The organism is Ruegeria sp. L11, assembly GCF_056531755.1.
On the sequence record NZ_JBQFMI010000001.1, the window covers coordinates 651,832 to 678,174 of the forward strand.

A 26,343-nucleotide genomic window follows, 5' to 3' on the forward strand; every position below is an offset into this window, starting at 1 on the left:
TTGGGACTCACCCCTGATTGTCACCGAAAGGGACCAGAATGCTCAGAACGGCGATGATTCTGTCTTTCTCACTCTGCGCCTTGAATGCCGCAGCCCAGACGTTGTCGGTTTCCACCGGGATGATCGAACTGGAAGAAATGATCGGCGGGCTAGAGACCCCATGGGCGGTTGGCATTTTGCCCGATGAAAGCTTCCTCGTCACGGAACGGGATGGAAGGTTGCTGTATGTGCGAAATGGACAAGTTGGGGATGTTTCAGGCGTTCCAAAGGTTGCCGCTCTGGGGCAGGGCGGATTGCTGGACGTCACGATTTCGCGCAATTTCAATCAAAGCCGAGAGATCTTTCTGACCTTCGCAAAACCTCAGGGCGACGGTGCAGGGACTGCGGTTGCGGTTGCGCACCTATCCGAGACTGGCAAAAACCTTCAGAACTTCCGAGTAATTTTCGAGGCATCGCCCGGTGGTACGGGTGGTCGGCATTTTGGCAGTCGTGTGGTCGAAGCGCTGGACGGGACATTGTTCGTGACCCTCGGTGACCGTGGGCAGGCGGAGAATGCACAGGATCGGTCCAATCCCATGGGCTCGGTCATCCGTATCAACCGCGATGGGACGGTTCCGGCAGATAACCCCTTTGTCGGGCAATCGAATATCGAACCCGAAATATGGTCATACGGTCATCGAAATCCGCAGGGCGCGGATTTGGACGCGCTTGGCCGACTTTGGACCTCGGAACACGGGGCGCGGGGTGGAGATGAAATCAACCAACCCCGCGCAGGTGCCAATTACGGCTGGCCTCTCATCTCCTATGGTACGCATTATTCGGGTGAAAAAATCGGGGAAGGTACATCCAAAGAAGGGCTAGAACAGCCAGCTCACTACTGGGATCCTTCCATCGCGCCGTCCGGCCTGCTGGTTTATTCCGGCAAGCTCTGGCCGCAATGGGCAGGTGATGTTTTCGTAGGATCTTTGAAATTTGACTATATCGCCCGACTTCAGGGCGATCCAATGCATGAGGCCGAACAGATCAGAAGCCCTGAAACCGAGCGCGTCCGCGATATCGTCGAAGCGCCAGACGGGTCGATCTGGTTTATTTCGGTTGGTAAGGGGGCAGTTTACAGAATATCTCCGGCGGAGTGACCTTACACCGATAGCCGCCCGCTTTGCGCTCCGCGTTCGCGATAGGGTGTGGTGTTGTAATGCGCGCGGTAGCATTTCGAGAAATGGCTGGGCGAGGCAAAGCCGCATGCCAGGGCTACGTTGATGACGCTCATATCTGTTTGCATCAGCAGGTTCCGCGCTTTGTGCAAGCGAAGTTCCATATAGTACCGCTTGGGCGAGCGGCTGAGATAGCGCCGGAACAGACGCTCAAGCTGGCGAGTCGACATACCGACTTCCTTGGCCAGAATCGAAGGAGAGATCGGCTCTTCTATGTTCTTTTCCATCATCAGGATGACCTGACTCAGCTTGGGGTGACGCACGCCAATCCGTGTCGGTGTAGATAGGCGCTGCGTGTCCTGATCTGTCCGGATAGACGAATAGATCATCTGATCCGCCACCGCATTTGCCAGGTCTTCGCCGAAATCGTCTGCAATCAACTTGAGCATCAGATCGATAGACGAGGTCCCTCCAGCCGTCGTCATACGACCGCCGTCAATCTGAAAGACAGCTTTCGTCAACTCGACCTCATCGAATTCTTCGATGAAACTGTCTGAGTTTTCCCAATGTATCGTGGCGCGCTTGTTGTCCAGCAGGCCGGCCTTGGCCAAGGTATAAGCAGCCGTGCACAGGCCGCCGATCCGCAATCCGCGCCGTGCCTCGCGCCGCAACCAGTTCAGAATGCGTTTGGTGGTCGCGGCTTGTACGTCAACGCCCCCGCAAATCAGAACGACATCGTCGCGTTGCAGTTCGTCCAGGTCACGATCCAGTTTGAATTCGGTTCCGGCCGAGCATGAAATCGAATCTCCGCCTTCACCTGAAAGCGTCCATGTATAAAGTTGTTTGTCGGCCATGCGGTTTGCGATGCGCAGGCTGTCGAGCGCCGACGCAAAAGACAGCAGCGAAAACTTGTCCAGCAGGACAAAAACGAAATGGCGGGGTGTGGCCCCAGCATTTTCCACCGTGACTGCTTGGCGTTGCACTTGCATGACAAAATGTCCTTAATTCTGCGCGGGAAAACCTGGTATCCGGCGACGTATTTGGCAGTCACCATGATCAAAGCTTGTTTGCGGCGTCAAGAGGCGCAAATGGGATATGGTCACTCTTCATTGCTTTTTGTATAGAGGCGACCTGAACACTTCAGCGGAGATCAAAGCTATGACCGAATGGCAAAAGTCGAACTGGCGCAACAAGCCCCGGGTTCAGATGCCAGACTATACCGACGCGGCCGCATTGGCCAAGGTCGAGGCCCAGCTTTCGCAGTATCCCCCGCTGGTCTTTGCCGGTGAAGCGCGGCGCCTCAAGCAACATCTTGGTGCCGCCGGTCGCGGCGAGGCCTTCCTGCTTCAGGGCGGGGACTGTGCTGAAAGCTTTGAACAATTCAGCGCCGATGCGATCCGTGACACCTTCAAGGTGATGCTGCAAATGGCGATGGTTCTGACCTATGGTGCCAAGGTGCCCGTGGTGAAGGTCGGTCGCATGGCCGGTCAATTTGCAAAGCCGCGCAGCGCCCCGACCGAGGTTGTGGATGGTGTAGAACTGCCCAGCTACCGGGGTGACATCATCAACGAACTGGCGTTCACGCCCGAAGCGCGGATTCCGAATCCCGGAAAGATGTTGCAGGCCTACACGCAGGCGGCGGCCACGTTGAACCTGCTGCGTGCCTTCTCAACCGGTGGCTTCGCCGACATGAGCCGTGTTCATTCGTGGACGCTGGGCTTTACCGACGAACAGGACGTTCAGAAGTATTCCGAAGTTGCGGACCGCATTCAGGACACCATCGACTTCATGGAAGCGGCTGGTATCACGGCAGACACGACGCACGAATTCTCGACCGTTGAATTCTACACCAGTCACGAAGGTCTGTTGCTGGAATATGAAGAAGCGCTGACCCGTCTGGATTCGACCTCGGGCAACTGGCTGGCCGGGTCTGGCCATATGATCTGGATTGGCGACCGTACACGCCAGCCTGACGGCGCACATGTCGAGTTTTGTCGTGGCGTTCTGAACCCGATCGGATTGAAATGTGGTCCGACGACGACGGCAGAAGACCTCAAGGTTCTCATGTCGAAGCTGAACCCTGAAAATGAAGAGGGCCGCCTGACCCTGATCGCGCGCTTTGGTGCGGGTAAGGCGGGTGAACACCTTCCGCGTCTGGTCAAGGCCGTGAAGGAAGAAGGCGCCAAGGTCACCTGGGTCTGCGACCCGATGCACGGCAATACGATCAAATCGGCCACGGGCTACAAAACCCGCCCGTTCGATTCTGTCCTGCGTGAGGTGCGCGATTTCTTTGGTGTGCATCAATCCGAGGGCACGATCCCTGGCGGTGTCCATTTCGAGATGACCGGTCTCGACGTTACCGAATGCACCGGTGGTGTGCGGGCCGTGACCGAAGAGGATCTGTCGGATCGTTACCACACCGCCTGCGACCCACGCCTGAACGCGTCTCAGTCACTGGAACTGGCGTTCCTTGTGGCGGAAGAACTGACCAACCTGCGCCGTAACGGATCAAAACGCGCCGCAAGTTAAGCGTGCGAAAAGAAGGAAAAACAGCGGGCCAACGGTCCGCTAATTTTTTTGTTCCGGGTGTTCAAACTGGTTCAGTCATCGCGCGACACGACCAGACGAAGGTGTTTGGCCGCGCGTTTGAAATCCGTTTGGTCTTCGGCAAAACCGTCAACGGTTTGAGGCACAGCAGGAACTGGTGCCTGAACTTCCGAAAACGATTTGATCCGCGTATCCGTAATCGAAAATCTGCGTGGGGTTTTACCAATCGCACCATCCGCAACCATGACACCCAGAACCCGGCTGACGTCGCCCAGATCGCTTTTGAGCGGCAAAAGGATCATGCAGGCCTGCATCCGGGTACGTCCCAGTATCCCGCTCGAATCCAACCCCAGTTCGGCAACGGCGGGTGCTGCGAAAACCTGCTCCAGAACGTCCTTAAGACTGGCGCGGTCATCAGGTTGAAAAAAGGCCGTCACAGGCATGCCGCGAACCTCCATCCCCGCAAGTGCGTTCAAGTGGCTTCCGGCAAGGCGAAACCGGGCCAGGCCGGGCGCGATCCGTTCAAGAATGAAAGTATATTCAAGTATGTTTTCCAGTCCACGCGGGTCGACCTGAGACCGCATCGGAACACCGTCACCGCTCAGCAATGCAGTCCAATACGCCTCGGCCTGGCGGATCGGCGTAAGGCTGCGCCCACTGTCAAAGCGATCCATTGCGACGATCTTTCCAAATTCTGACCCGGAACCAGTCCCGAAAAAGGTTTTCATTTTCTTCACCCTTACGTCAATTGGCCGCCATTTTCATAAAATGCAACACAACCGGAGCATTTGTGGCCTGCAAGCCATTACCAGGGGTAGTTTGACTCGGGTTTATTCAATTTTGGAGCAATTCTTTAACGAATGGTTAACTTACGCCAAACAAATGCGGCCTCAGCAAACTCTTGCTCTGCACCGGCCAATCGCATTAGGTGCGGCACACATCCAAATGGGTGAGGTCACAGGAAAGGACAGTCATGATCAGATCCATGACCGGGTTTGCCTCGGGGAAGGGGGAATACGGACCGCACAGCTGGACGTGGGAGTTGCGCAGTGTCAACGGCAAAGGCCTTGATATGCGCTTGCGCGTCCCTGATTGGCTGACCGGGCTTGAGGTGGCCCTTCGGGCCACGCTGTCAAAATCCCTGAGCCGTGGGAATGTGACCCTGTCAATGCGTCTGACCCGCGAGGACTCTGCCTCGGAGCTGGCCTTGAACGAGGTCGCTATGGCCGCTGCCCTGAGCGCATTGGATCAAACACATAAGATGGCAGCTGCGCGCGGTATTGCTCTGGAGCCGGCGCGCGCCTCGGACCTATTGGCACTGAAAGGCATGTTGGATGCAACCGCAGATGCGGATGATCCCGCTCCGCTGGTTGCGCGCCTGACCGAAGATTTCAACGACCTGTTGGCCGCTTTTGTCGATATGCGCCAGGCCGAGGGCGAAGCGTTGACTGCCGTGCTGAACACTCAGCTGGATCAGGTTGCGGCGCTGACAGAACAGGCAGCCGATCTGGCCTTGCATCGTAAGGACAAGATGGCCGCGACACTGCGGGACAATCTGACACAGGTACTGGACAACGCGCAGGGCGCGGACCCGGATCGCGTTGCGCAGGAACTGGCTTTGATCGCGGTCAAAGCCGACATTACCGAAGAGATCGACCGCCTGTCTGCACATGTGGCCGCAGCAAGAGAGCTGCTTGGGCAGGAAGGGGCTGTCGGACGCAAGCTTGATTTCCTGATGCAAGAGTTCAACCGCGAAACCAACACGCTATGCTCCAAGGCTCAGAGTACGGAGCTGACGGCTGTCGGGCTGGAACTGAAGGCGGTGATCGATCAGATGCGCGAACAAGTGCAAAACGTAGAATAAAGATGGGAACGACTGATATGGCGGATCGCCGAGGCCTTTTAATCATCCTGTCTTCCCCGTCCGGGGCAGGCAAATCCACCCTGGCAAAGCGGTTGATGGACTGGGACAAGGACCTTGAGTTTTCGGTTTCGGCCACAACCCGTGCCCCGCGTCCGGGGGAAGAAGATGGGCGGGACTACTATTTTCTTTCTGAAGACGAGTTCAAGCAGAAGGTCGCCGATGGCCAGATGCTGGAACATGCGCATGTCTTCGGTAACTTCTACGGCTCACCCGCTGATCCCGTTCGCAGTTCGATCCACGCAGGCAAGGACGTGCTGTTCGACGTGGACTGGCAAGGCGAGGTTCAGATCCGCAACTCGGATCTGGGTAAGCATGCGTTGTCGATCTTCATCCTGCCGCCTTCGATCCCCGAACTGCGCCGCCGTCTGGAATCACGTGGGCAAGATAGCGATGAAGTTATCGCACGGCGGATGCTCAAAAGCTGGGATGAGATCAGCCATTGGGGCTATTACGATTATGTCCTGATCAATGACGATCTTGAGGCGACCGAAAAGAAGCTGAAGACCATTGTCAGCGCCGAACGGATGCGCCGTATTCAACAGCCAAATCTGCAACAACACGTGCGCAAGCTTCAAAACGAATTCGAGGGGCTGTCATGACGATCTACGCGTTAGGCGAGCACATGCCCGAAATTCACGAGGACACATGGGTTGCACCCGATGCCAACCTGATCGGCAAGGTTGTGCTGGAACAGGGCGCCTCGGTTTGGTTCGGCTGCACGATTCGCGCAGATCACGAGGAAATCCGCGTTGGTGCAGGTAGCAACGTTCAGGAAAACTGCGTCATGCACATCGACGCCGGGTATCCTTTGTCGATCGGTCCGAATTGCACCATCGGACACAAAGTGATGTTGCACGGGTGCACAATCGGAGAAAATACTCTGATCGGAATGGGCGCGATTGTTCTGAATGGTGCCCGGATCGGGCGGAATTGCCTGATCGGGGCAGGGGCCCTGATCACGGAAGGCAAGGAGATTCCGGATAATTCCCTTGTGATGGGGTCTCCGGGCAAAGTGGTGCGCCAGCTTGACGAGGCCGCAGCAAAACGGATTACCCTAAGCGCGCTGCATTATCAGGAAAACATGCGCAGGTTTCGGGACACTCTGAGACCTGTTCAATAAAGCGCGCGGATTGATCGGGGTTTGAAGCATGTCAGATGACCTTCTAGACGGATTTGTTCAGGCCATCCCAATGCCCGCGCTGATGGTGGATCAGACCGAACGGATCATTGCCGCCAATACGGATGCGAAAACCCTTCTGGGGCAGAGTATCGTGGGGCGGCATTTTGCGACCATCCTGCGGCAGCCACAGGTTCTTGAAGCGATTGAACAAAGCCTTCAGTCCAAAGGAACCAAGGCAGCGCGTCATCTTTCCAATGATGGCGCGCAAGACACAACGTTTGATGTGCAATGCCGGTATATGAACGGGGTCGGAGCCGTGTCGGGCGGGGCCGTTCTGTCCACTTTTCAAGATGTCACGCATCTGGAGCAGGCAAGTCAGATGCGCCGCGACTTTGTTGCCAATGTCAGTCACGAATTGCGGACGCCTTTGACGGCGCTGATGGGCTTCATTGAAACCTTGCGCGGCCCTGCACGTAACGATCCGGCTGCGCGCGACCGGTTCCTGCAAATTATGGCCGATGAAGCCAACAGGATGAACCGGCTGGTTGGCGATCTTTTGTCACTGAACCGCGTGGAAAGCGAAGAAAGAGTTCGCCCAAATAAACAGCTGGAGCTGACAGGGCTGCTGCAATCCACCATGAACTCTTTGCGCCCCCTTGCGGAAGAGGCGGGCGTGACGCTGACGCTGACGCTTGACGCACAGGACGGCCCGCTTTCCGTTACCGGAGACAGCGATCAGTTACGGCAGGTATTCACCAACCTGATCGAAAACGGAATAAAATACGGTGCCAGCGGTGGTAGCGTCACAGTCAGCGTTCTGTCATCAGAGCGTGACGCGGCGATGCGTGGGCCAGGGGTGCGGGTGAAGGTCATCGACAAGGGGCCAGGAATTGATTCCGTACACCTGCCACGCCTGACCGAGCGATTCTATCGCGCCGACAACCACAGGTCCCGCCAGTTGGGTGGAACGGGGCTGGGGCTGGCCATCGTCAAGCACATCGTCAATCGCCACCGCGGACGGTTGCGCGTGGAAAGTGAGTTGGGAAAAGGTTCCGTGTTTACGGTCATCTTACCACGGTAGCCCTTCCCGCATTACCACCCTACGAAATCTTCCTCGTTACGATTTTTTGACCCGAAATCTCAGGATATTCGAGAGTTGTCATAAAAGCGTTACACACTTGTCACAAAAGGCTTACGCACGGCCCCTAGGGGTGCACGCAGGATCATCATGGGGGTGATCAATCATACCTTTTCAAGGAGACTGAAATGTCCTTTGTGAAACTGTCGGCTTCTGCGCTGGCAATCGCCGCCGTCTCGGCAACCACCGCCGCTGCCCGTGACAACGTTCAGGTTGCCGGTTCGTCGACCGTTCTGCCATATGCCTCGATCGTCGCGGAACTGTTTGGTGAGAACACCGACTTCCCGACCCCGGTTGTTGAATCGGGCGGTTCGTCAGCTGGTCTGAAGCGTTTCTGTGAGGGTGTTGGTGAAAACACCATCGACATTGCAAACGCATCGCGCGCGATCCGTGAAAAAGAAATCAAAGCCTGCGCCGAAAACGGTGTGACGGACATCATGGAAGTCCGCATTGGTTATGATGGCATCGTTTTTGCAAGCCAGCAGACCGGTCCTGCCTTCACCGCTTTTGAACCTGCTGACATCTTTAACGCTTTGGGCGCAAAAGTTCTGAAAGACGGCGAAGTGGTTGATAACTCTTACACCACCTGGGCCGAATTCAACCCTGAACTGCCTGATGTAGAAATCGCGGGCTTTATTCCGGGCACCAAACACGGCACCCGTGAAGTGTTCGAAGAAAAAGTTCTGCTGATCGGTTGTGAAGCGACTGGCGCGATGGAAGCCATGATTGCTGGCGGCATGAGCGAAGACGACGCAGAAGATGCATGTCTGGCCGTTCGTACCGACGGGAAAGCGGTCGACATCGATGGTGACTACACCGAAACGCTGGCGCGTATCGACACCAACCCCAATGGCATCGGCATCTTCGGCCTGGCGTTCTACGAGAACAACACCGACAAGCTGAAAGTGGCCACCATGTCGGGTATCGCTCCTTCGACCGAAACCATCTCGACCGGTGAATATCCGGTTTCGCGCCCGCTGTTCTTCTACGTGAAGAAAGCCCATATCGGCGTGATTCCCGGCCTGAAAGAATACGCCCAGTTCTTTACCCACGACGAAATCGCAGGTGCTTCGGGTCCTCTGGCAAATTATGGTCTGGTTGCGGACCCTGAGCTGGCAAAGACTCAGGATGCAATCGCCAACGAAGTAACCATGGGTTCGGGCAGCTAATCCGGCCTTTGGTTCGAAATACCGGGGGCGGCATTTATGTCGCCCCCACATTTTTCAGCTTTCCCGGCCAAGACCAAATGGGGGTTTCATGCCGATAGTATGGCTCGTTCTGATCGTGCTTGCGATTGCTTCAGTCGGTTACGTGTTGGGGCGCTCACGCGCCCTGCAAAGCGTCACAGGAGATATCCGGGCTTTGCACTCGCTGCCGTCGTATTATGGCGCAAATGTCGCTCTCAAGACGATCGTACCCGCATTTGGCCTTATGATCCTCTGGTTGCTGGTACAACCGCTTTACGTGAACTCTCAGGTTTCTGAAACGATCTCGGGTTCTGCCATCCAAGACGGCGCGTCCCTAAATCTGGTCATGGCCGAGGTCCGTCGCACCGCGTACGGTCTGGACAACGCGGTTGCCGCCGGGCAGATACCCGAGGAACTGGCGCGCAACGCGCGCGCGGATGTAATCGACATGACCCAGCGTCTGAAGGATGCCGGGCAGGTGGTGACGTCGGATATCACGCAACCTGTGCTGCGCGCGGCGCAAAGCTATCGGATCATGAATGCGACCGGCTATTCGGTCATGACTGTCGCCGTCATACTGACGGCACTCGCCGGTGCTGCGGCCAGCTGGTTTCAAACTCGCGCGGAATACCGCGCGCGCAATGTGGTCGAGCAGGGGGTGCGTATCCTGTTGCTGGCGGCCGCATCCATCGCAATTCTGACCACTGTCGGGATTGTCCTGTCCCTGGTTTTCAACACTTGGGAATTCTTCAAACTCTACCCTGCAACCGATTTCTTTTTCGGCACGACATGGGCCCCCAGCTTTTCGGGGCGCGGCGGGTCGTCTGAACTTGGTATTATTCCCTTGTTGTGGGGGACATTCTATATCTCGCTCGTTGCCCTTCTGGTGGCTGTCCCGATCGGGTTGTTCGCCGCGATTTACCTCAGCGAATACGCGTCACCCCGTGTCCGCGCCGTCGCAAAACCGCTGCTCGAGATTCTGGCCGGTATCCCGACCATCGTTTACGGCCTTTTTGCGCTGCTTACTGTTGGTCCGCTTTTGCTTGGCCTGTTCGGGGATGACGGGCTTGGCTGGATGAAGGCTGGCACGGCAGTCATGACCGCTGGGTTGGTCATGGGCATCATGCTGATCCCGTTTGTGTCCTCGTTGTCGGATGACATCATCAACGCGGTGCCGCAGGCCATGCGCGACGGCTCTTACGGACTGGGTGCAACGCAATCCGAAACCATCCGTCAGGTTGTTTTACCTGCGGCTCTTCCAGGTATCGTGGGGGCGATCCTGCTGGCCGCATCGCGCGCCATAGGTGAGACAATGATCGTGGTTCTCGGGGCAGGGGCGGCAGCGCGGCTGAGCCTGAACCCGTTTGAAGCCATGACGACGGTCACCGCAAAAATCGTGAGCCAGCTGACCGGAGACGCGGATTTCGCATCGCCCGAAGCGCTTGTGGCCTTTGCCCTGGGTATGACCCTTTTCACTCTCACGCTTGGGCTGAACATCTTTGCCCTCTACATCGTGCGTAAGTATCGGGAGCAATACGAATGACCGACGCCAGCATGCAAAGCCCTGAAACAGATCATCGCTCTGTCTCGCTGACTGTAGCGGATGCACATACCAAAAAACGTGCAAATGCAGAGAAACGATTTCGGGCCTACGGGATTGTCGCTATTGCAACGGGCCTGTTCTTCCTGATCGTTCTGTTCGCCTCGATCCTGTCGCAGGGCATTCCGGCTTTTCAGCGCACTGTTGTCAGCGTGGATTTCACCCTGTCTGCTGCGCAACGAGACGAGGCGGAAAGTACGTTGTTCAAGACCAAAGCCTATTCCAACCTGTTCATCGCTCAGTTGAGCAAGGAACTGGAAGACCAGGGGATCAGCGTTGATTTCGACGAAGCGGCCATCGAACGTCTTCTTGGTAAAATCGGTGGAACCATCCGAACTTACTATGCCGATAACCCCGGCAAGCTGGGTGATCCGGTCAAGTTTGATCTGGCCGCATCCAGCCGGGTTGACGGGTATTTCAAAGGCCGCGTGTCCCGTGACACCTTGCAGGACAGCCGGTTTCTACAGCTAAGCGATCTGGATCTGGTTGATGCGCTGAAACAGGCAGGCATCATCAAGCAGGCCTTCAACTGGCCGTTCATCACCGGCGCGGATTCTGGCGTTGACAACCCGGGCGGTGCGGGCATCGGCGCCTCGGTCATTGGGTCGTTCTTCATGATGCTGGTGGTTTTGGGCCTGTCACTGCCCATTGGTGTGGCGGCGTCGATTTATCTTGAAGAATTCGCCCCGCAGAACAGATTCACCGACCTGATTGAAGTGAACATCTCGAACCTTGCCGCCGTGCCGTCGATTGTGTTCGGTATTCTGGGTCTGGCCGTGTTTATCCAGTTCATGCACCTGCCACAATCAGCACCGCTGGTTGGCGGTTTGGTTCTGACTCTCATGACATTGCCGACGATCATCATCTCGACCCGCGCCTCGCTGAAAGCGGTTCCGCCGTCGATCCGTGATGCAGCGTTGGGGGTAGGGGCCTCGAAGATGCAGGCTGTGTTCCACCACGTGCTGCCTTTGGCCGCGCCGGGCATTCTGACCGGTACCATCATCGGTCTGGCACAAGCCTTGGGTGAAACCGCACCGTTACTGCTGATCGGCATGGTAGGTTTTGTGGCGCGGGGATATCCCGACGGGTTCCTTGCCGGCTTTACCGAGCCGAACTCGGCAATGCCCGCCCAGATTTACACTTGGGCCGCACGCGCTGATGTCGGGTTCTACGAAAAGGCCTGGGGCGGAATCATCATCCTTTTGATGTTCCTGCTGACCATGAATATCATCGCTATCATCCTGCGTCGCCGCTTTGAACGCCGCTGGTAACTGGGGGCAACAATGAATGACATGACACGAGTGGAGAGAACCGTGGACTCCAAAGACATCAAGATCAACGCGAAGAAGGTTCAGGTTTATTACGGTGATACCCACGCCATCAAGGACGTGAGTGTTGGGATCGAAGACAAGACCGTCACGGCCTTTATCGGCCCTTCGGGTTGTGGAAAATCGACCTTCCTGCGGTGTCTGAACCGGATGAACGACACCATCGATATCTGCCGAGTCGAAGGTGATATCCTTTTGGATGGCGAAGACATCTATGACAAGCGGGTCGACCCCGTTCAGTTGCGCGCCAAAGTCGGCATGGTGTTCCAAAAACCGAACCCGTTCCCCAAGTCGATCTACGACAACGTGGCCTATGGTCCGCGCATCCACGGCTTGGCCAAGAATAAGGCGGAACTGGATGAGATCGTTGAGAAATCCCTGCGTCGAGGCGCAATCTGGGATGAGGTCAAGGACCGTCTGGATGCGCCTGGCACGGGTTTGTCAGGGGGGCAACAGCAACGTTTGTGTATCGCGCGCGCCGTGGCAACCGAACCGGAGGTCCTGTTGATGGACGAGCCGTGCTCGGCGCTGGACCCGATTGCAACCGCACAGGTCGAAGAGTTGATCGACGAATTGCGTTCCCGATATTCGGTTGTGATCGTCACACACTCGATGCAGCAGGCCGCGCGCGTCAGTCAGAAAACGGCCTTTTTCCACCTGGGTAATCTGGTGGAATTCGGTGAAACCGGTCAGATTTTTACCAATCCGGTCGATCCGCGCACGGAAAGCTACATTACAGGCCGTATCGGCTAAGCACAGGTATCAAACAATGAGCGAACAACATATTGCATCTGCTTTTGACCGCGACCTCGAAACAATCCAGGCGCATATCATGAAGATGGGCGGTCTGGTTGAGGCCGCTATCATGGGCGCGGCGCGCTCGCTTGAAAGCCGTGACGTTGAGCTGGCCCAGGAAATACGACAAGGTGACAAGGCCATCGACGCGTTGGAAGACCTGATCGACGAGGAAACCGCGCGTCTGATTGCGTTGCGCGCGCCCACGGCCAGTGACCTGCGACTGGTTCTTTCGGTCCTGAAAGTATCCGGCAATCTTGAGCGGATTGGCGATTACGCGAAGAACATCGCCAAGCGTACGACCGTTCTGGCCAATGCGGGCGAGATCAGCGGCAGCGCAGCTGCCTTACGCCGCATGGCGCGCGAAGTTGAACGTATGCTGCGCGACGCGTTGGACGCCTATATTCAGCGCGACGCGGAACTGGCCACCGACGTCATCAACCGCGATGAAGAGGTCGACCAGATGTATAACGGCCTGTTCCGCGAATTCCTGACCTTTATGGCCGAGGATCCGCGCAATATTTCGGCCTGTATGCACCTGCATTTCATCGCCAAGAACATCGAGCGTATGGGCGACCATGTAACCTCGATTGCCGAGCAGGTGGTGTATCTGGTTACAGGCGACCGCCCGACCGAGGCTCGGCCCAAGGCCGATATAACGTCGCAAACAGCGTAGGAGAGGCTTGAGATGTCCGCAGATCAACCGACGGTTCTGGTGGTCGAGGATGAGTTGGCCCAACGCGAGGTGCTGGCCTACAACCTTGAAGCCGAAGGTTTTCGCGTCTCAAAGGCGGCCAACGGTGACGAAGCTATGCTGCTGGTCGACGAAGACTGCCCGGATATCATTGTTCTGGACTGGATGATGCCCAACCTAAGCGGGATTGAGGTTTGCCGCCGGCTCAAAAGCCGTCCGGACACACGTTCGATCCCGATAATAATGCTGTCGGCCAGATCAGAAGAGGTAGACAAGGTTCGCGGGCTGGAAACTGGTGCCGACGATTATGTGGTCAAACCATATTCGATCGTCGAACTGATGGCGCGTGTCCGAACACAACTGCGCCGCGTCCGACCTGCAACTGTTGGCTTGCGACTGGAGTACGATGACATCATTCTGGATTCGGAAACCCACAAGGTCAGCCGTGACAGCAAGCCCTTGAAACTTGGTCCAACCGAATTCCGGCTTCTTAGCACGTTCATGGAAAAGCCGGGCAGGGTCTGGAGCCGTGAACAATTGCTGGATCGGGTCTGGGGACGCGACATCTATGTCGATACGCGTACCGTTGATGTTCACATTGGACGACTGCGCAAAGCCTTAACGCAACACGGCGGGGATGATCCGGTTCGAACAGTCCGCGGTGCAGGTTACGCGTTGGGATAAATCGCATCAGACCTGTGTTGATCGCATTGGTCTGATGACTGATTGCAGTGGAATCTGAGTATATCTCCGCTACTTTCAATTAGCGTGTAATTGGTATTATGGTAAAAACGTAATACTTGTAATACGGAAGGCAAGCCAACACATTGAAAACACTGTAACGAACCTGTCCGGAATACGCATGGAGCTTAAGAACAAAACTGTCGTTGTCACCGGCGCTGCCCAAGGTATTGGTCGTGGTCTTGCAGAACGGTTTTCCCAAGAAGGTGCACGTGTAATCTGCTCGGATGTCGACATCGCTGGCGCAAATTTGGTCGCAGAGCAAATTGGTGGTCAGGCGTATCCCTGCGACGTTTCCAGCGAAGCGCAGATCAAGGCTCTGATTGATTTTGTTGAAGAAACTGTCGGTCCAATTGACCTGTTTTGCGCAAATGCCGGAATTCTGACGCTTGGCGGTCTCGATGTTGCGGACGAAGATTGGGATCGGATCTGGAAGATCAATGTCATGTCCCATGTCTGGACTGCTCGCCATCTGGTTCCACGCATGGTTCGTCGCGGCGGCGGATATATAATGATAACTGCGTCTGCGGCAGGTTTGCTGAACCAACCTGGTGCAGCCCCATATGGGGTTACCAAACACGCGGCTGTAGGATTTGCCGAATGGCTTTCGCTGACATATGGCGCTGAAGGATTGAAACTCTCGGTCCTGTGTCCGCAGGCGGTACGTTCGAAAATGACCGAAGGCCATGAAATCTCAGTAGCTTCGATTGATGGGATGCTTGAGCCCAGAGATGTGGCTGAATCCTGTGTGCAAGCTATTCGAAATGAACGGTTTTTGATTCTGCCTCATCCACAAGTCGCTGATTATTTGCAATTCAAAGCGGCTGATTACGATCGGTGGCTTAGCGGAATGCAGAAGTTAAATCAAAGGTTTATTGGCAATACTTAAGGTCGTGCGCGAATTCTGCGCATCAATCCTTCCTGTGCGACAGATGCAACAAGGGTACCGTCCTCGGAATAGATCGATCCACGGTTAAAACTGCGTCCCTGCCCCGTCCACGGCGAGTCCATTACGTACAGATGCCAGTTCTGAAAATTTACCGGTGCGTGAAACCATAGCGCGTGGTCCAGACTTGCGCCGTTGAACTCTCCGCTAAACCAGCTCAGACCGTGTGGCCGCAATCCAGAGGACATCAGGTTCATGTCAGACGCATAAGCCAGCAGTAAGTGCTGCGTTCTGGCGTCAACGGAAGCGGCTGCAGGCATACGGAACCAAGTCTGGTTTCGATCGTCAGAGACTTTCGGTGTGAATGGATCCAGGTGATCGACTTCCCGAACCTCTATCGGGCGCTCGCGCAGCAATTCGCCCCTCAACCTTTCGGGAACACGTTCAACGTATGTTTTACGCAATTCAGATCGGGACGGGTACGCTTCCGGTGCGTTCACGACGGGCATCGGATGCTGATGGTCCCAGCCTTCATCTTGGACATGAAACGATGCAGACATGTTCAGGATTTGCTTTCCGTGCTGAATCGCAACCACGCGGCGGGTTGTGAAAGAACCTCCGTCTCGGGCTCGATCAACTTGATAAATAACGGGTTTCTCCGGATCGCCCGGGCGAATGAAATAGGCGTGCAGCGAATGGCATAACCGTTCTTCAACAGTCCGATACGCCGCAGCCAGCGCCTGCGCGATGACCTGTCCGCCAAAGATGCGTGTGGGCGTTTCACCGCCCGACCCTGTCCCGCGAAACAGATCGACCTCAAGACGTTCAATATCCAGAAGATCCAGTAAGATACGTTCCGCTTCGGTCATCGTCTGCTCGCAAGTTGTGTCGTCCGGCACCGGGTATCAGTACAGAGGAAATCATTCAATCATGGCCGCATGAACCAGTGCCTTGAGTTCGGCGCGGGATGGGTACGAACTTGAGGGGGACAGTTGGGTAAAGAAAATCGCCGTCAGGTCATTCTGCCAGTCAATCCAGAAATAAGTCGAGGCCATGCCACCCCAGCTGAAATCTCCGATTGAGCCGGGAACTTTTACCAGACCGGGGTTCAGGACGACGGCTCCGGCCAGCCCAAAGCCCATTCCGTCCATCGGTTGCTCTGCAAAACTCTGCGGACCCATTGACGCAATGTCGCCGGGAAGGTGATTGCGCATCATGAAATCGACTGTTTTCGGACCAAGTATGCGGCACCCGTTCCCGGCCCCCCGATTTCGAAGCATGTCCGCAAATTTGGCATAATCATCGATTGTCGAAATCAGACCGCCACCGCCGGAAAAGGTCGTCGTGTTTTCGAACGGGGATCCTATGTGGGAATCGAACAGTCGCAGGCTTTCGCTACCGTGATCCGCGGAATTCAGCGCCATCGCGTCGCCAGCCAATGGGGTATAGAGCGATGCGAAACGATCCCCTGCCCCAGCGGGTGCGGAAAAACCTGTTTCGCGCATGTCCAGCGGCTCAAGGATTTCGCTTCGAAAGAACTGCTCCAATGACTGGCCCGAGACCACCTCGATCACTCGACCCAGCACGTCAATCCCGACCGAGTATTCCCAGCGTGCACCGGGTTGGAACGCCAGTGGCAGCCCTGCCAGATCGCGCACAAGATGTTCCAGAAGCCCCTGATTGGGTTTGAAAATAAGGTCCCGTTCATCCATCGCTTGGGGCAAAAGCCCGGGGTTGAACGGATAGCTTAGCCCACTGGTATGCGTCAGTAACTGATGCAGAGTGGGAGGCGGTGCAGCCTCGGTCTGATCTAGTTTCTCCGCCCCCGGGACCAGTGCCTGCAAATCTTTGAATTCAGGTAGAAACTCAGACACAGGCGCGTTCAGGTGAACAAGCCCGCGTTCGACCAATGTCATCAACGCGACCGATGTGACCGGTTTGGTCATGGAATAAATGCGCACCAACGTGTCGCGTTGGAAGGGCCGGCCAGTCTCCAGGCTGCTGAGACCACAGGCATGAAAAAAGGCCTCATTCCCTTTTTGGCGCAGCAAAAAGGATGATCCAGCATATTTGCGCTGCTCAACATAGCTCTCCATCCAATGGCTAAGCCGATCCAGCCGGGTTTGATCAAACATGGATTGCCTGTGGGACATTCGCGAGCTTCCGTGAGGTTCTGAATTGCGACTGTTTAAGCTTGTGACCTGAAATAACAGCAAAAAGCTGCGTGTTGCAGAGAAATTCGTGAACAGACTTCATCAGCGTGTCTCACAATGAAATGTTAGACTGATTTCGACGCAGATTCGCCTGAAGTTCAATGAACAAGATTTCAAGGGACCGAAACGGAGGAACCCTATGACGCAGACCATAGACTTCATTTACGATTTTTGCAGCCCGAACGCGTTTCTCGCCCATAAGATACTTCCCCAACTTGCCGAGCGCCATAACGCAAGCATTACATATGTGCCTGTCCTTCTACCTGCGGTGTTCAAGGCGACGCATAACCAAAGCCCGTTTCAGGCATACTCCGAAAACCGCCAGAAAACGGCCTATTTGACGCATGATCTGCATAGGTTTGCCCGCCGTCGTGGGCTGAGCTTTCATATGAGCCCGCATTTTCCGATCAATACCAAACTTGCCATGCGCGGTGCGTGCTTTGCCAATGGAAAACCTTGGGAAGTCAAATATATAAACGCGATTTTTGATGCAATTTGGGTGCATGGTCAGAAGGCGGACGAGATCGGTGTCTTAACGGATATCCTGCATGAAAACGACTTGCCCGTTCGCAAAATTCGCGAAGCCATGTCGAGCCCAGACGTTAAACTGAAACTAAAAGAGATAACCAAGTCGTCGGTTCGGCGAGGTGTGTTTGGGGTTCCCAGCATGTTCACCGGGGCTGAGCTGTTTTTTGGAAAGAACAGTCTGCCAAATCTTGAAGTTGAACTTTCAAGGCAAGATAGTGACATAAAAACAGCTTGATAGGTCGTCACTCTAATGTGGACTCAAGAGCTTTCAGGCCGTGCTGGGCGAATATAGGAACATATGCGCCAAAAGCCTTTGCGCGGTCGGGGTCTGACGCGTTCCCATTCAGCGCGCGTTTGTAGACACCCTGTAGAATGCCCGCCATGCGAAAGAAATTGAAGCCCAGATAAAAGCCGAAATTGTCTATGCCATCCAGGCCTCGACGTTTGCAGTATTGGGCAATGAATGCCTCATCGCTGGGCAGGCCCAGGCTGTTTCGATCCACACCCGCCAGCCCCCGGCCCTGTTTTCCCGGCGGCAACTGCCATTGCATGATTACTGCGGCCAGATCTGCATAAGGGTGACCGATCGTCGACAGTTCCCAATCCAACACTCCGATACATTCCGCCCGGTTCGGCGCAAACATCAGGTTATCGATGCGGTAATCCCCATGCACCAGCGTGCGCTGCCCGTCATCGGCCGGTACCGAGGTCTCTAGCGCTGAAGCCAGCGCATCCATATCCGCAATGGCCGAGGTCTCGGACGCGCGGTATTGCTTGGTCCAGCGCGCGATCTGACGCTCGTAATAGTTGCCAATCGGCCCATAGTCAGACAGGCCAACGGCATCGATATCCACCATGTGCAATTGGGCAAGAACCCTGTTCATTTCGTCAATGATGGCGGCGCGGGTTTCGTTGCTTTCTTTGGGCAGGGTTGGGTCCGGAAACACCCTGCCCTGCAAGCGTTCCATCACATAGAAGGCCGAGCCGATGACGCTGTCGTCTTCACACAGCAGATACATCGTGGGCACCGGAACCTCGCTCCCGGCAAGGGCGCTTTGAACCCGAAATTCGCGATCAACGGCATGTGCCGATTTCAGCAATACGCCGGCGGGTTTTCGGCGCAGTACGTATTCCTTCTCTGGTGTGCGTAACTCAAACGTCGGGTTGGATTGCCCGACATCAAATTTCCTCGCCTCCAATGGCCCGTTGTAGCCGGAAAGATGCGCGCTCAGATACGCATCTACCGCCGCCAGATCCAGATTGGTTTCGGTTTTCATCGGCTGTCTTCCCGTCACAGGGCCTCGGCAAAGATGTTTCCGGCGGTCACCACGTTGATCCCACCCGAAACCGGGATCACTGCGCCTGTCACATAGCTGCCGCCGCGACCGCACAGGAACAACATACAGCCTGCAATATCCTCGTCCCGTCCGACGCGACCCAGAGGTACAGACTTGCCAACCCGTTCTCTGATATCCTCATCGGCTGTCGCAAAGGCAGTCATGCGCGACACAAACGGCCCCGGAGCGAGTGCGTTAACCGTAATGTGGTGCGGCGAAAGTTCCTTGGCCAAGACCTTGGTCAGGTGCAAAACAGCAGCCTTTGAGGCCGAATAGCTGTAGGCCCCATCGCCCATTGGGACTTCACCCATGACTGACCCCACATTGACAATGCGCGCCGGGTCTTCGGCGGTGCCTGATTTCATTAGCATTGGCAAAAGCCGCTGGGTCAGTTCAAATATCCCTGTCACGTTGACAGACATGACCTTTTCCCATGCATCGTAGGGAAACTGCCCCATGGGAGCACCCCAGGACACCCCCGAATTGTTCATCAGGATGTCTAGTTTGTCCGTACGCGCCTGAATGTCAGAGACCAGCTTGCCTATACCGGCTGCGCTGCCAATGTCACCGGCAAAGCCTTCGGCGCTGCCCGGCGCGTCCAGCGCGTTCAGTTCTGCGGCGACCGTGGCACAGGCGTCTCCTTTTCTTGAGGCAATGAGCACGCGCGCGCCCGCACGAACCAGCGCCTCGGCTGCCATGCGGCCAATACCTGTCGCCCCACCTGTTACCAAAGCGGTTTTGCCGTGAAGCGAAAAGAGGGTGTCGGGGGTCATTTTGTGCTCCTCAGTTTCTTTGTCACCAGTTCATCGTGATACAAATTGCGTTCCTCTTGCCGTCGCGGCAGGCGTTGGACCGTAGCGTTGACAAAAAACCATGCTGCACCAAAACTTCCTCGACACAAAGTACAGGCAGATCAGAGGCGGTATGCAAGCATTACTCAGCGTCGCACCGGGCGGTCCCGAAACCCTGGAGCTTACGACCCTACCAGATCCGCAGCCGGGCAAAGGCCAACTTTTGATCGGTGTGAAAGCAGCGGGTGTGAATTTTCCGGACACGTTGATTATCCGCGATCTGTACCAGATGAAGCCGCCACGGCCCTTTGCTCCGGGCGGTGAAATTGCGGGTGAAGTTCTGGCTGTGGGCGAAGGCGTCAATGGATTGAAGCCAGGCGACCGTGTTTTGGCCCTAACCGGGCATGGTGGGTTTTCGACCCATGTCACGCTCAAGGCGGACACTGCAATCCGAATTCCTGATGCGATGCCCTATGAAGATGCCGCCTGTTTCATTTTCACCTACGGCACGTCCTGCCACGCGTTGAAGGATCGGGCGGAGATTCAACCCGGTGAAACCCTGTTGGTACTGGGTGCCGCCGGAGGTGTGGGGTCAGCCGCCATTGAACTGGGCAAAGCCATGGGTGCCAGGGTGATCGCAGCCGTTTCATCACCTGAAAAGGCCGAATTCTGTAGCCAGATTGGTGCCGATGACGTGGTGATTTACCCGCGCGACATGGACAAGGATGCGCAAAAAGCCTTCTCAGCCGAAGTTAAGAAACTTGCCGGTCCTGAAGGCGTAGACATCGTCTACGACGCTGTTGGCGGTACGCTGGCCGAACCGTCCCTGCGCAGCATGGCCTGGAAAGGTCGTTACCTTGTCGTCGGTTTTCCAGCGGGCATTCCGCGGATTCCCTTGAATTTGGCCCTTTTGAAAGGATGTCAGATCGTTGGTGTGTTTTGGGGCGCGTCAGTTTTCCGCGATCCAATCGGCCATGCTGACAACGTCAAGAACCTGTTCGATCTTTACACAGCCGGCAAAATCAAACCGCGAATTAGCGCGCGGTTCCCGCTTGCCCGCGCGCACGAGGCGCTTGAACAATTGTCGCAGCGATCCGTTCTGGGGAAAATCGTTGTCACCATGGCGGAAAGTTGAAGCCGTGAACAAAACAGCGACCCGCTTCGTACACCGGTTTTTCGACTGTACTCGATCCGGCAAAGGCAGGTAGACAACCCAACCTTTAGGCGTCTATGTACCATTAATGGGGATCGTGAAGACATGCACAACGTTTTGGTATTGAATGGCCCAAACCTCAACCTGCTTGGCACACGGCAGCCCGAGGTTTACGGCAGCACCACTCTGAAGATGATCGAGGAAGAGTGCCAGCGCCATGGCGCGTCCATTGGCCTTGAAGTCTCGCATCTGCAATCCAACCATGAGGGTGTGTTAATTGATGCGATCCACGGCGCACGCGGTGTGCAGGATGGCCTTGTGATCAATGCGGGGGCGTTCACACACACGTCGGTTGCGTTGATGGATGCCATCGCGTCAGTTGAACTGCCGGTTGTCGAAGTTCACCTGTCCAACATCCATGCAAGGGAAGCATTCCGTCACAAGTCCTATATCGCGCCTGTTGCTCTGGGGCAGATCTGTGGCTTTGGCGCCCAAAGCTATGTTCTTGCTCTGGACGCGCTGGCCGCGCATTTGAAAGCAGGTGGCACGGCATGACCCTCAGGGATTATCTGCGGTTTGTCAGCTATGCCAAGACCCTGGAAGACCTGTGGGATGCGCATTGCCGACAGATGGCGGAATTCGGGTTCGATCGTCTTATCTACGGCCACACGCAATACAGGACGGCAACCTCATTGGGTGATCCAGAGGACTTTGTCATTCTGACTAACCATAACCGTGCCTATGTGGATGGCTTCATCAAGGACGGTTTGTATTTTCACGCCCCCATGTTGAAATGGGCGCTGGACAATGAAGGTGCCGCCAGCTGGAAAATGTTGCTGGATATGCACTCTCGCGGGTCGATGACCGATAAAGAGCGTGAGGTTTTCGAGTTCAACAAGTCCATGGGCGTCGTTTCTGGTTACACCATCAGTTTCAACTCGGTCTCTGTGCGCTCGAAAGGGGCGATTTCCCTATCCGCCAAGGAAGGGATGAGCCAGGAAGACATTGACGCGATCTGGCAAGAGCATGGTGAAGACATTCTTTTGATGAACAATGTTGCGCATCTGAAGATCCTGACATTGCCTTTCAACCCACCGAACCGGGCCCTGACAAAGCGTCAGCGCGAGGCGTTGCAATGGGTTGGTGACGGAAAAACCACGCAGGACATAGCCTTGCTGATGGGCCTGACAGCGGCAACTGTCGAAAAGCATCTTCGGCTCGCCCGTGAGGCGTTGTCGGTTGAAACGACGGCTCAGGCTGTTTTGAAGGCATCTTTGCATAATCAGATGTTCATTATGGAAGTTTAGGAGTGTTTTTATGACGCCATCCCGCGTCAGTTTACCCTAGGTAAGGAAATCACTACTTTTCAAATCTAACCTAAAAGTTGCAAAGTGAGAGTGTTCCGTGAGTGGTGGCTTTAGCCAGGGAACATTCGGTTGGATCTTTGCGATTTCAAAGCTCTCCAATCACTCTGACAAGGGGGCGCCTATTCGTCCGCGTACCTGTGTCGGAATTTTGGGGGGCCTCGACCATCCCCATCATGCGGGGCCCTCCAATCCTTCACGTCTTTGCCAATTCTATGATGTGCCACCAACAAAAAAGGGCTACGCGACGCGTAACCCTTTCACTTTGTTCAGCAAGGCCCCTGTCGGAGCCTTTCTTTAGCCCTGAGCAGCTTTTGCGACTTCGGCAGCGAAGTCTTCTTTTTCCACAACGATGCCTTCGCCAACTTCCAGGCGAACAAAGCCGGTGATGGTTGCGCCGGCTTCTTTTGCAGCGGCTTCAACGGTCAGATCAGGGTTCACAACGAATTGCTGGCTCAGCAATGTCGATTCGGCGACGAATTTCTTCATGCGGCCTTCGATCATCTTTTCGATCACCTGCTCCGGCTTGCCGGATTCGCGGGCGATGTCCATCTGAACCTGCTTTTCCTTCTCGACAATTGCCGGGTCCATATCGGCCTCAGACAGGGCGGCCGGGTTCACAGCGGCGATGTGCATCGCAACCTGCTTGCCGATAGCTTCATCACCACCCGACAGTGCAACCAGCACACCGATTTTGCCCATGCCGTTGGTCGCAGCGTTGTGCACATAAGACACAACAGTGTCGCCCGACAGTTTGGCCATGCGGCGCACTGACATATTTTCGCCAATAGTGGCGATCTTGTCGGTCAGGGTGTCGGCAACGCTTTTGCCGCCCAGATCAGCGGTCAGTAGCGCTTCGATGTTGTCCACACCTTCAGCCGCGTTTGCAATCTTGCTGACCATTTCCTGGAACTCAGCGTTTTTCGCAACGAAATCGGTTTCCGAGTTCACTTCGACAGCAACACCGTTGCCACCGTTGACGTGAACAGCAACCAGACCTTCTGCTGCGGTACGGCCTGATTTCTTGGCCGCTTTGGCCAGGCCTTTGGTACGCAGCCAGTCAACGGCGTCGTCCATGTTGCCGCCGGTTTCGGTCAGCGCTTTTTTTGCGTCCATCATGCCTGCGCCGGTCGAGTCGCGCAGTTCTTTAACCATTGCTGCTGTGATTGCCATCTTTTGGCTCTCCTCAATTCAAACGGAATTGGGGCAGGTCATACCCTGCCCCATATGTCATTTACGTGACGGGCAGCTTACGCTTCGGCAGGGGCTTCTGCGGCTTCTTCCGCAAGAGCTTCTTCAACCGGAGCTTCTTCGAATGCGCCCAGATCAACGCCTGCTGCGCCCATCTGCGCGGTCATACCGTCCAGAGCGGCGCGTGCGGCCAGATCACAGTACAGAGCGATTGCGCGTGCCGCGTCGTCGTTGCCGGGAATGATGTAGTCAACGCCATCGGGCGAGCAGTTGGTGTCGACTACAGCCACAACCGGGATACCCAGTTTGTTGGCTTCTGCGATGGCCAGTGCTTCTTTCTTGACGTCGATGACGAACAGCAGGTCCGGAACGCCGCCCATTTCGCGGATACCACCCAGCGACGCCTGAAGTTTGCCTTGGTCACGTTCCATGCCCAGACGCTCTTTCTTGGTCAGGCCTTCTGCGCCCGATTCCATGGCTTCGTCGATCTGGTTCAGACGGTTGATCGACTGGGAAACGGTTTTCCAGTTGGTCAGCGTGCCGCCCAGCCAGCGGTGGTTCATGTAGTACTGAGCCGACTTTTCAGCCGCTTCAGCGATCGGGCCAGCTGCCTGGCGCTTAGTACCAACGAACAGAATGCGGCCACCTTTTGCGACGGTGTCACGAACAGCCTGCAGAGCCTGATCCAGCATCGGAACGGTCTGGGTCAGGTCCATGATGTGGATGCCATTGCGCGAGCCGTAGATGAACGGGCCCATGCGGGGGTTCCAACGCTGTGTCTGGTGACCAAAGTGAACGCCAGCTTCCAGCAGCTGACGCATGGTGAACTCGGGAAGAGCCATGCAATTTTCCTTTTCCGGTTTACGCCTGGGCGGGGGTGAAAGAAGCGGACGCTCCAACCGGCGGTCTTGATGAGGATGTCTCCCTCAAAAAGGCCAAACCCCGCCTGCGGGTTTGAATGGCGCGCGTATAAGGCAGGTTTGCGCGCTACGCAAGGGCCAATCGCCCCTATTTTTCAAGCTGCGCCAATGCGTGCGCATGCCTGACGGCGTCTTCACAATGGGCGGCCAGAGCCTTGCGGTTTTCAAAGTCGCTGACCCGCGCTGGCGCATGATATATTAGTTCAACAGTTCCTTGCCGACGTGCGCCAAGGGTCTTCAGCAAATGCGGCCCGAACTCCATATCCCCCCACCAGCCATAAAAGCGTTTTGGCTGGCCTTTGGGCGCGTGAAACACCACAGAAACGGGTTGGATATACATGAAATCACGCAACTCATCTGCAAAGAACGCGGCGAAAAGCGTTGTTTTGAAAGGTAAAATGCGAAGCCCGTCGGTTGAGGTGCCTTCGGGGAAAAACAACAGTTTGTGACCCACTTTCAGGCGGGTTTCAAACAGCTTGGTTTGTTCCTTGGCTTTCTTGCGATCCCGTTCGATAAACAGTGTCCCGGTCGCAAGGGCCAGCCAGCCGATACCGGGCCATTTGGCAACTTCTGCCTTGGAGACAAAATAGACCCGCTTGCGCGCGTTCAGAGCAAAGATATCCAGCCAGGACGTGTGGTTTGCCACCACCGCCCCCCTCTCTTTCATCAGCGCGCCTGATGTGCGGAACCCGATGCCAAGAATTCGAAACGCGTTGCGGCAGACAAACTGTGTGATGAACGGGGTCACAGGTCGCCGGACGCCGAAAATCGGATACTCGATCAGGCGAACGGCCAGAAGGATGATCAGGCCACCAAAGACAAGGGCCGCCAGCGGGACTCCGCGCAGAATGACCAGAACCCATCCGGTAACGCCCAGCTCGATCGGATCGGGCGCGTCTTCACTATTCCAGAGCGGGTCGTTCACAGCGTCACGCCCCGCCATAAATTCGACGCTGCCGTTCATTCATGCGCGTCGTGTCGAGGATCAGGCAAACATCCGTTGTGTTGAAGGTGTGGTCGATAAAGGCGCCCTCGCCCACGAAACCACCCAAGCGCAGGTAGGCTTTGATCAATGCTGGCACCTGAACCATGGCGGCGCGGCGGTCCAAAGCCTCTGGTTTCACTAGGTCCATCGACTGAAAAACATCGGGCTGCGCCCGTACGCGCAACTCTGGCGGAGCCAGATGGTTGTGGTGAAGCATCGACAAGGGCTGCGCCAATGTGGTCACGTCTGTTCCGTGAAAACTCGCTACGCCGAACAGCACCTCAATGTCACGTTCCGCTACATAAGCGGCCAAACCGTTCCACAGGTGGTACATTGCCGTACCCCCACGGTAGTCGGGGTGCAGGCACGACCGTCCCAACTCCAGCAGTTTGCGCCCGCTGTTCTTGAGAACGGTCAGGTCATATTCATCTTCGGAATAGAATTGCCCCAGTTCCGCAGCACGTTCGCCCGGTAACATCCTGTAGACGCCAATGATTTCGCCGGTGTGATCATCATAGGCCAACATATGATCGAAATACGGGTCGAAACGGTCTTTCTCGAGGCCAGCATCGTGATCAACCATCTCTCCGCCGCCCCCCAACTCACGCACGAAGACGTCATAGCGCAGGCGTTGAGCCGCTTGCAGGTCGGCTTCGGTCTCGGCCAGTTTTACAGTGAAAGAAGGGCCAGTATCCGGCATATGGGGCGATCCGTGTTCTTTTGGCTGCTGATACCGCAATTTTTCAG

General features: G+C 55.8%; 27 protein-coding genes. 17 read left to right on the forward strand and 10 right to left on the reverse strand.

Annotated elements, in window-relative coordinates; genetic code table 11:
* Nucleotides 1-53 precede the first annotated feature (53 nt).
* Nucleotides 54-1,136: a PQQ-dependent sugar dehydrogenase gene (locus ACR0CE_RS03190; protein WP_480830899.1), complete on the forward strand. Its 1,083-nt coding sequence runs from the start codon at nucleotides 54-56 to the stop codon at nucleotides 1,134-1,136.
* A 2-nt stretch (nucleotides 1,137-1,138) separates the two neighbouring features.
* Here ACR0CE_RS03190 and ACR0CE_RS03195 read toward each other — a convergent pair whose 3' ends face one another.
* On the reverse strand, nucleotides 1,139-2,143 hold the full coding sequence (locus tag ACR0CE_RS03195; protein WP_267365697.1) for a GlxA family transcriptional regulator: 1,005 nt from the start codon (nucleotides 2,141-2,143) through the stop codon (nucleotides 1,139-1,141).
* A gap of 169 nt (nucleotides 2,144-2,312) precedes the next feature.
* Here ACR0CE_RS03195 and ACR0CE_RS03200 point away from each other — a divergent pair, with 169 nt between their 5' ends.
* Complete coding sequence (locus ACR0CE_RS03200) at nucleotides 2,313-3,683, forward strand: class II 3-deoxy-7-phosphoheptulonate synthase (protein ID WP_480485626.1); 1,371 nt, start codon at nucleotides 2,313-2,315, stop codon at nucleotides 3,681-3,683.
* Nucleotides 3,684-3,754: 71 nt separating this feature from the next.
* On the opposite strand, the gene ACR0CE_RS03205 is transcribed toward ACR0CE_RS03200, so the two are convergent.
* Nucleotides 3,755-4,429: a PAS domain-containing protein gene (locus tag ACR0CE_RS03205; protein ID WP_480480919.1), complete on the reverse strand. Its 675-nt coding sequence runs from the start codon at nucleotides 4,427-4,429 to the stop codon at nucleotides 3,755-3,757.
* A gap of 245 nt (nucleotides 4,430-4,674) precedes the next feature.
* On the opposite strand from ACR0CE_RS03205, the gene ACR0CE_RS03210 reads away from it, so the two are divergent.
* From ACR0CE_RS03210 to ACR0CE_RS03260, 11 genes are all read left to right on the forward strand, one after another.
* Nucleotides 4,675-5,565: a YicC/YloC family endoribonuclease gene (locus ACR0CE_RS03210; protein ID WP_480830901.1), complete on the forward strand. Its 891-nt coding sequence runs from the start codon at nucleotides 4,675-4,677 to the stop codon at nucleotides 5,563-5,565.
* Between the two features lie 17 nt (nucleotides 5,566-5,582).
* Nucleotides 5,583-6,224, forward strand: a complete 642-nt coding sequence (gene gmk, locus ACR0CE_RS03215; RefSeq protein WP_209503922.1) for a guanylate kinase — start codon at nucleotides 5,583-5,585, stop codon at nucleotides 6,222-6,224.
* Nucleotides 6,221-6,745: a gamma carbonic anhydrase family protein gene (locus ACR0CE_RS03220; RefSeq protein WP_480480923.1), complete on the forward strand. Its 525-nt coding sequence runs from the start codon at nucleotides 6,221-6,223 to the stop codon at nucleotides 6,743-6,745. The genes gmk and ACR0CE_RS03220 overlap by 4 nt, the downstream gene beginning before the upstream one ends.
* 28 nt (nucleotides 6,746-6,773) lie before the next feature.
* Nucleotides 6,774-7,826, forward strand: a complete 1,053-nt coding sequence (locus ACR0CE_RS03225; RefSeq protein WP_480830903.1) for an ATP-binding protein — start codon at nucleotides 6,774-6,776, stop codon at nucleotides 7,824-7,826.
* A 185-nt stretch (nucleotides 7,827-8,011) separates the two neighbouring features.
* Nucleotides 8,012-9,052 carry a substrate-binding domain-containing protein gene (locus tag ACR0CE_RS03230; protein ID WP_480830905.1) on the forward strand — a complete coding sequence of 347 codons (1,041 nt, stop codon included), beginning with the start codon at nucleotides 8,012-8,014 and terminating at the stop codon, nucleotides 9,050-9,052.
* Between the two features lie 88 nt (nucleotides 9,053-9,140).
* Nucleotides 9,141-10,613, forward strand: a complete 1,473-nt coding sequence (pstC, locus tag ACR0CE_RS03235) for a phosphate ABC transporter permease subunit PstC (protein WP_480830908.1) — start codon at nucleotides 9,141-9,143, stop codon at nucleotides 10,611-10,613.
* The gene (gene pstA / locus ACR0CE_RS03240; protein ID WP_480830909.1) at nucleotides 10,610-11,941 is read left to right on the forward strand and encodes a phosphate ABC transporter permease PstA; all 1,332 of its coding nucleotides are present in this window, start codon (nucleotides 10,610-10,612) and stop codon (nucleotides 11,939-11,941) included. The genes pstC and pstA overlap by 4 nt, the downstream gene beginning before the upstream one ends.
* Before the next feature lie 12 nt (nucleotides 11,942-11,953).
* Nucleotides 11,954-12,751 carry a phosphate ABC transporter ATP-binding protein PstB gene (gene pstB / locus ACR0CE_RS03245; RefSeq protein ID WP_480830911.1) on the forward strand — a complete coding sequence of 266 codons (798 nt, stop codon included), beginning with the start codon at nucleotides 11,954-11,956 and terminating at the stop codon, nucleotides 12,749-12,751.
* Nucleotides 12,752-12,767: 16 nt separating this feature from the next.
* Nucleotides 12,768-13,469 (forward strand): phosphate signaling complex protein PhoU, encoded by a 702-nt coding sequence (gene phoU, locus ACR0CE_RS03250; RefSeq protein ID WP_480480933.1) that lies wholly within the window; start codon nucleotides 12,768-12,770, stop codon nucleotides 13,467-13,469.
* Nucleotides 13,470-13,481: 12 nt separating this feature from the next.
* Nucleotides 13,482-14,171, forward strand: coding sequence for a phosphate regulon transcriptional regulator PhoB (gene phoB / locus ACR0CE_RS03255; protein WP_480480935.1), 690 nt, complete (start codon nucleotides 13,482-13,484; stop codon nucleotides 14,169-14,171).
* A gap of 178 nt (nucleotides 14,172-14,349) precedes the next feature.
* On the forward strand, nucleotides 14,350-15,117 hold the full coding sequence (locus ACR0CE_RS03260) for an SDR family oxidoreductase (RefSeq protein ID WP_480830913.1): 768 nt from the start codon (nucleotides 14,350-14,352) through the stop codon (nucleotides 15,115-15,117).
* Here ACR0CE_RS03260 and ACR0CE_RS03265 read toward each other — a convergent pair.
* Both ACR0CE_RS03265 and ACR0CE_RS03270 read right to left on the reverse strand, forming a co-directional pair.
* Nucleotides 15,114-15,983, reverse strand: a complete 870-nt coding sequence (locus ACR0CE_RS03265; protein WP_480558669.1) for an acyl-CoA thioesterase — start codon at nucleotides 15,981-15,983, stop codon at nucleotides 15,114-15,116. The genes ACR0CE_RS03260 and ACR0CE_RS03265 overlap by 4 nt on opposite strands.
* Before the next feature lie 51 nt (nucleotides 15,984-16,034).
* Entirely contained in the window at nucleotides 16,035-17,249 is a 1,215-nt protein-coding gene (locus ACR0CE_RS03270; protein ID WP_480830914.1) for a serine hydrolase domain-containing protein, read from the reverse strand.
* Nucleotides 17,250-17,466: 217 nt separating this feature from the next.
* Here ACR0CE_RS03270 and ACR0CE_RS03275 point away from each other — a divergent pair, with 217 nt between their 5' ends.
* The gene (locus tag ACR0CE_RS03275; protein WP_480537865.1) at nucleotides 17,467-18,090 is read left to right on the forward strand and encodes a DsbA family protein; all 624 of its coding nucleotides are present in this window, start codon (nucleotides 17,467-17,469) and stop codon (nucleotides 18,088-18,090) included.
* A gap of 7 nt (nucleotides 18,091-18,097) precedes the next feature.
* On the opposite strand, the gene ACR0CE_RS03280 is transcribed toward ACR0CE_RS03275, so the two are convergent.
* Nucleotides 18,098-19,132 carry a phosphotransferase family protein gene (locus ACR0CE_RS03280; protein WP_480537863.1) on the reverse strand — a complete coding sequence of 345 codons (1,035 nt, stop codon included), beginning with the start codon at nucleotides 19,130-19,132 and terminating at the stop codon, nucleotides 18,098-18,100.
* A gap of 14 nt (nucleotides 19,133-19,146) precedes the next feature.
* A complete protein-coding gene (locus tag ACR0CE_RS03285) occupies nucleotides 19,147-19,965 on the reverse strand; it encodes an SDR family oxidoreductase (RefSeq protein ID WP_480537861.1) in 819 nt (272 codons plus the stop codon).
* Between the two features lie 151 nt (nucleotides 19,966-20,116).
* Between ACR0CE_RS03285 and ACR0CE_RS03290 the strand changes: the two genes are divergently transcribed.
* From ACR0CE_RS03290 to ACR0CE_RS03300, 3 genes are all read left to right on the forward strand, one after another.
* Nucleotides 20,117-21,118, forward strand: a complete 1,002-nt coding sequence (locus ACR0CE_RS03290) for an NADPH:quinone oxidoreductase family protein (RefSeq protein ID WP_480537860.1) — start codon at nucleotides 20,117-20,119, stop codon at nucleotides 21,116-21,118.
* Between the two features lie 123 nt (nucleotides 21,119-21,241).
* The gene (gene aroQ, locus ACR0CE_RS03295; RefSeq protein WP_480480949.1) at nucleotides 21,242-21,691 is read left to right on the forward strand and encodes a type II 3-dehydroquinate dehydratase; all 450 of its coding nucleotides are present in this window, start codon (nucleotides 21,242-21,244) and stop codon (nucleotides 21,689-21,691) included.
* Nucleotides 21,688-22,443: an autoinducer binding domain-containing protein gene (locus ACR0CE_RS03300; protein WP_480564792.1), complete on the forward strand. Its 756-nt coding sequence runs from the start codon at nucleotides 21,688-21,690 to the stop codon at nucleotides 22,441-22,443. The genes aroQ and ACR0CE_RS03300 overlap by 4 nt, the downstream gene beginning before the upstream one ends.
* A 354-nt stretch (nucleotides 22,444-22,797) precedes the next feature.
* On the opposite strand, the gene tsf is transcribed toward ACR0CE_RS03300, so the two are convergent.
* The 4 genes from tsf to olsB all read right to left on the reverse strand — a co-directional run bounded on the left by tsf (nucleotide 22,798) and on the right by olsB (nucleotide 26,296).
* A complete protein-coding gene (gene tsf, locus ACR0CE_RS03305; RefSeq protein ID WP_480564795.1) occupies nucleotides 22,798-23,673 on the reverse strand; it encodes a translation elongation factor Ts in 876 nt (291 codons plus the stop codon).
* A gap of 77 nt (nucleotides 23,674-23,750) precedes the next feature.
* Entirely contained in the window at nucleotides 23,751-24,533 is a 783-nt protein-coding gene (gene rpsB / locus ACR0CE_RS03310; protein ID WP_209503940.1) for a 30S ribosomal protein S2, read from the reverse strand.
* A gap of 166 nt (nucleotides 24,534-24,699) precedes the next feature.
* On the reverse strand, nucleotides 24,700-25,575 hold the full coding sequence (gene olsA / locus ACR0CE_RS03315; protein WP_480830917.1) for a lyso-ornithine lipid O-acyltransferase: 876 nt from the start codon (nucleotides 25,573-25,575) through the stop codon (nucleotides 24,700-24,702).
* Entirely contained in the window at nucleotides 25,541-26,296 is a 756-nt protein-coding gene (gene olsB, locus ACR0CE_RS03320; protein WP_480472740.1) for an L-ornithine N(alpha)-acyltransferase, read from the reverse strand. The genes olsA and olsB overlap by 35 nt, the downstream gene beginning before the upstream one ends.
* Nucleotides 26,297-26,343 lie beyond the last annotated feature (47 nt).

Coding starts and splice junctions, on each gene's coding strand:
- pstB (WP_480830911.1), top strand. CDS start 11,954: ATGAATGACATGACACGAGTGGAGAGAACCGTGGACTCCAAAGACATC.
- pstC (WP_480830908.1), top strand. CDS start 9,141: ATGCCGATAGTATGGCTCGTTCTGATCGTGCTTGCGATTGCTTCAGTC.
- ACR0CE_RS03190 (WP_480830899.1), top strand. CDS start 54: ATGATTCTGTCTTTCTCACTCTGCGCCTTGAATGCCGCAGCCCAGACG.
- ACR0CE_RS03195 (WP_267365697.1), bottom strand. CDS start 2,143: ATGCAAGTGCAACGCCAAGCAGTCACGGTGGAAAATGCTGGGGCCACA.
- ACR0CE_RS03260 (WP_480830913.1), top strand. CDS start 14,350: ATGGAGCTTAAGAACAAAACTGTCGTTGTCACCGGCGCTGCCCAAGGT.
- phoU (WP_480480933.1), top strand. CDS start 12,768: ATGAGCGAACAACATATTGCATCTGCTTTTGACCGCGACCTCGAAACA.
- phoB (WP_480480935.1), top strand. CDS start 13,482: ATGTCCGCAGATCAACCGACGGTTCTGGTGGTCGAGGATGAGTTGGCC.
- olsA (WP_480830917.1), bottom strand. CDS start 25,575: ATGAACGGCAGCGTCGAATTTATGGCGGGGCGTGACGCTGTGAACGAC.
- ACR0CE_RS03210 (WP_480830901.1), top strand. CDS start 4,675: ATGATCAGATCCATGACCGGGTTTGCCTCGGGGAAGGGGGAATACGGA.
- ACR0CE_RS03275 (WP_480537865.1), top strand. CDS start 17,467: ATGACGCAGACCATAGACTTCATTTACGATTTTTGCAGCCCGAACGCG.
- ACR0CE_RS03230 (WP_480830905.1), top strand. CDS start 8,012: ATGTCCTTTGTGAAACTGTCGGCTTCTGCGCTGGCAATCGCCGCCGTC.
- ACR0CE_RS03270 (WP_480830914.1), bottom strand. CDS start 17,249: ATGTTTGATCAAACCCGGCTGGATCGGCTTAGCCATTGGATGGAGAGC.
- ACR0CE_RS03300 (WP_480564792.1), top strand. CDS start 21,688: ATGACCCTCAGGGATTATCTGCGGTTTGTCAGCTATGCCAAGACCCTG.
- ACR0CE_RS03200 (WP_480485626.1), top strand. CDS start 2,313: ATGACCGAATGGCAAAAGTCGAACTGGCGCAACAAGCCCCGGGTTCAG.
- tsf (WP_480564795.1), bottom strand. CDS start 23,673: ATGGCAATCACAGCAGCAATGGTTAAAGAACTGCGCGACTCGACCGGC.
- ACR0CE_RS03220 (WP_480480923.1), top strand. CDS start 6,221: ATGACGATCTACGCGTTAGGCGAGCACATGCCCGAAATTCACGAGGAC.
- ACR0CE_RS03280 (WP_480537863.1), bottom strand. CDS start 19,132: ATGAAAACCGAAACCAATCTGGATCTGGCGGCGGTAGATGCGTATCTG.
- pstA (WP_480830909.1), top strand. CDS start 10,610: ATGACCGACGCCAGCATGCAAAGCCCTGAAACAGATCATCGCTCTGTC.
- olsB (WP_480472740.1), bottom strand. CDS start 26,296: ATGCCGGATACTGGCCCTTCTTTCACTGTAAAACTGGCCGAGACCGAA.
- ACR0CE_RS03285 (WP_480537861.1), bottom strand. CDS start 19,965: ATGACCCCCGACACCCTCTTTTCGCTTCACGGCAAAACCGCTTTGGTA.
- ACR0CE_RS03290 (WP_480537860.1), top strand. CDS start 20,117: ATGCAAGCATTACTCAGCGTCGCACCGGGCGGTCCCGAAACCCTGGAG.
- ACR0CE_RS03265 (WP_480558669.1), bottom strand. CDS start 15,983: ATGACCGAAGCGGAACGTATCTTACTGGATCTTCTGGATATTGAACGT.
- ACR0CE_RS03205 (WP_480480919.1), bottom strand. CDS start 4,429: ATGAAAACCTTTTTCGGGACTGGTTCCGGGTCAGAATTTGGAAAGATC.
- aroQ (WP_480480949.1), top strand. CDS start 21,242: ATGCACAACGTTTTGGTATTGAATGGCCCAAACCTCAACCTGCTTGGC.
- gmk (WP_209503922.1), top strand. CDS start 5,583: ATGGCGGATCGCCGAGGCCTTTTAATCATCCTGTCTTCCCCGTCCGGG.
- ACR0CE_RS03225 (WP_480830903.1), top strand. CDS start 6,774: ATGTCAGATGACCTTCTAGACGGATTTGTTCAGGCCATCCCAATGCCC.
- rpsB (WP_209503940.1), bottom strand. CDS start 24,533: ATGGCTCTTCCCGAGTTCACCATGCGTCAGCTGCTGGAAGCTGGCGTT.